Source organism: Rahnella perminowiae, from assembly GCF_019049755.1.
Classification (GTDB): domain Bacteria; phylum Pseudomonadota; class Gammaproteobacteria; order Enterobacterales; family Enterobacteriaceae; genus Rahnella; species Rahnella perminowiae.
On sequence record NZ_JAFMOS010000121.1, the window covers coordinates 1 to 825 of the forward strand.

Consider the following 825-nt stretch of genomic DNA (forward strand, 5'->3'; position numbering starts at 1 on the left):
ATACAGGGTGCCACTATGCCATATACGGTGATAGATACGCATATTAATGTTGCCTCCGATAAACTTGTACCTGAAAAATTTCTTTATGATCAAGCAGTGAATCTACAAAATAAAATGCAAGCACTAGGCGACAGGATTGAAATTAACAAACTCTTAGATAAGCTAAAATCTTATTATCAGGATCATAATGGTGACCACCTAGTCAGTGAGATGGGTCATAGTGGTATTCATCAGGGGATACTAATCGCTCCAGATTTTTCATATCTTTACCCCTCGGTACTGACGCCGGAAGAGTCAATTGAGCTGCATGAAAAAATTTGTGCTCGTTATCCCGGGCGCTTCCATGTATTTGCTGGAATTGATCCACGTTATGGCAGTGATGGTATTACACTTTTTCATAATAAGGTAAAATCAGGGAGTGTACATGGCCTGAAAGTCTACCCTCTTTGTGGTTTTTCTCCATCAGATAAGAGGCTGTTTCCCTATTATGAAATCTGTGAAGCTTATGGGCTTCCTGTTCTTAGTCATTCTGGGCCAGGTTGGCAAGATCTCAATTACAGCTTCGGTAACCCGGTATTAATTGATGAAGCTGCACGGTGTTTTCGAGGAGTCAATTTCATCCTTGGCCACGGTGCAATCTATAATTTCCATGAAAGTTCTTATTTGGCAGTTTACCGAGAAAATGTTTATCTAGATTGTAGCGGCTTTGCTAATCTGGGTAGCAACTCGTTGTGGATATCACACCTGAAGAACACATTCAAATGTGGGTTTAATCATAAAATACTCTTTGGAACCAGTTGGCCAGCGTATAAGATGACTCTTTCT

1 protein-coding gene is annotated in these 825 nt (G+C 40.4%); it reads left to right on the plus strand.

Features of this window, described 5'->3' with window-relative positions; translation table 11 throughout:
* Positions 1 to 15: 15 nt before the first annotated feature.
* Positions 16 to 825, plus strand: an 810-nt coding sequence (locus J1785_RS00645) for an amidohydrolase family protein (RefSeq protein ID WP_217218563.1), incomplete at its 3' end; no start/stop codon positions are given.